Raw genomic sequence first — 2,115 nt, forward strand, 5'->3', positions numbered from 1 at the left:
TTATCGCCAGACCTACCGTTATGACGCCGGCCACAACCTGCTCGAACTGACCCACAGCGGCCCGCAAAACCACGGCCATCGGCTGGTCGCCGATACTCACAGCAACCGCTGCCTGCCGGTGCGCGAGGGTATCGAGCCGACTGAACAAGACTTCCGTGACAGTTTCGATGCCAACGGCAACCTGCTGAAGCTGCAACCGGGGCAAACGTTGCGCTGGGACGCGCGCAATCAATTGTGTGAAGTCTGCCCGGTTGCGCGTTATACCGAAAACGACAGCGAGCATTACATTTACGGAGCCGACGGCCTGCGCGTGCGCAAAGTCCGCTCGCTGCAAACCAATGCCCAAACGAACATCATCGAAACTCTGTATTTGCCCGGTCTGGAAATCCGCACCCACAGCGGCACCGGCGAAGTGCTGCATGTCATCGACGTGGCGACCGGGCGCGACAGTGTGCGGGTGCTGCACTGGGAGGCGGGAAGACCGAGCGAGATCAGCAACGACCAGCAACGCTACAGCCTGACGGATCATCTGGGCTCGAGCACGCTGGAGCTGGATCAGCACGCCAACGTCATCACCCAGGAAAGGTTTTACCCGTTTGGCGGCACGTCATGGTGGAACGGCGCGACGGTGCAGGTCAGCTACAAAACGGTGCGGTATTCGGGCAAGGAACGGGACGCGACGGGGCTTTATTACTATGGCTTCAGGTATTACATACCGTGGTTGCAGCGTTGGTTGAACCCTGACCCTGCGGGTACCGTCGATGGATTGAATCTTTTTCAGATGGTTGGGAGCAATCCCGTGACGCTGACTGATGAGAATGGATTAATGATGAAGGCACAAGGTAAGTTCATACCTAATGGACGAGGACGCTCTAAGGAAGCTGCGATTGAATTAGTCGCTTATAGACCACTTCTGGATAGTGTGGATCAACTTTCAAATAACGTAAGCTCTCGACAGTCTACTTCTAAAACTGAGCTCGTCATAACAATTGTTGAAAGGCTTGTTGATATAGTGGAAGCAGGTAGAGGAGGTGTTAGAACATTGCAAGGGGAGCAGTTTGATCAGGTTATGATTAAATTGGCTGCTTTTTATATTGATATAAGCACTGGGGGTGAACTATTCGCAGGGAAGGAAATCCTACAAAAATCTAAAGGGTTTTCACGACCTCCCGCTGATATTGTTAATCAGTCTCGGGAGAAAAAAGACATGTATTCATTTTTGACCCCGTATGTAACTAGGACGATCGATTCTGAAGATTACTGTCTTCAAAATTTAACATCAGATTTGCATCGGTGGACAGAACAGATTGTAAATGCACAAGGAAAGCGTATTGGGGAAGGGGCGAGACGTCAATTTTTATCTCGAGTGACGCGTGCCGCTGATCTTGAAATAACAAGCGATGAGTTCAAGAAGGATCCGTCTTCTCGGCCGCCGGAAGATCAGGAAGAAGCACTTCAGTATGTGTGTTTTATGGCCGGCCAATATGAAAGTGAAGAAGAATGGGCTGGTTATGTTCGAGATGTATATGTGGGTGAATATCCTGCTCTAATGCGGGTTTTATATCAAAAAGCATTAGCTGTTTATGAAAAAAATAAGGCAGTTGGTTTGTACAAAAACGCATGATATTACATGTTTTTTGGTTGTGTGAAGAAAGAATTGAATGTTGATAGCCTCTTTGGCCAGTTGAACGTTGATTTAAAATTTTTGAGGGGAGAGTTAATGGTTCATAGCGAATTGGAGTCTAGCCTGGAAAAATAAAAGCCCCCACCCAACCCTCCGCGGATAGGGAGCGCAGTGACCTGAACGGGGGCTTTTTTTACCGATGACTTACTGCGCGATGGTTTTCACCGAAACCCCAAGCTCAATCGGCGTGGACCGAGCATAGATATCTTCAAACCGCTCGATATCATCCTCACCTGGATAGCTACCCGATTGGAATGGGGTGGCCGGTATTCGTACCACTCATCTAGACTGTAATTTTTGACAGTAGCCAAGTATGGGTTTTGGGCATTAGCTGATCGTCATTCTTCGAGATGAATTGTCATGGATGCTCAAGTAACGGCCATGCACCGCCATACCCCAAAGCTGATTGCCATCGATCCGCGTGGTCTGGC

General features: G+C 49.6%; 1 protein-coding gene and 1 pseudogene. One reads left to right on the forward strand and one right to left on the reverse strand.

Annotated elements, in window-relative coordinates:
* Positions 1-1,624, forward strand: a 1,624-nt coding sequence (locus J4E42_RS29595) for an RHS repeat-associated core domain-containing protein (protein ID WP_259331734.1), incomplete at its 5' end; no start/stop codon positions are given.
* Positions 1,625-1,828: 204 nt separating this feature from the next.
* Here J4E42_RS29595 and J4E42_RS29315 read toward each other — a convergent pair.
* Positions 1,829-1,936: pseudogene (locus J4E42_RS29315) on the reverse strand (alginate biosynthesis protein AlgA); the annotation flags it as partial.
* Between the last annotated feature and the right edge of the window lie 179 nt (positions 1,937-2,115).

Origin of the sequence: Pseudomonas sp. FW300-N2A2 (assembly GCF_017351735.1) — a bacterium.
Taxonomy (GTDB): Bacteria; Pseudomonadota; Gammaproteobacteria; order Pseudomonadales; family Pseudomonadaceae; genus Aquipseudomonas; species Aquipseudomonas migulae.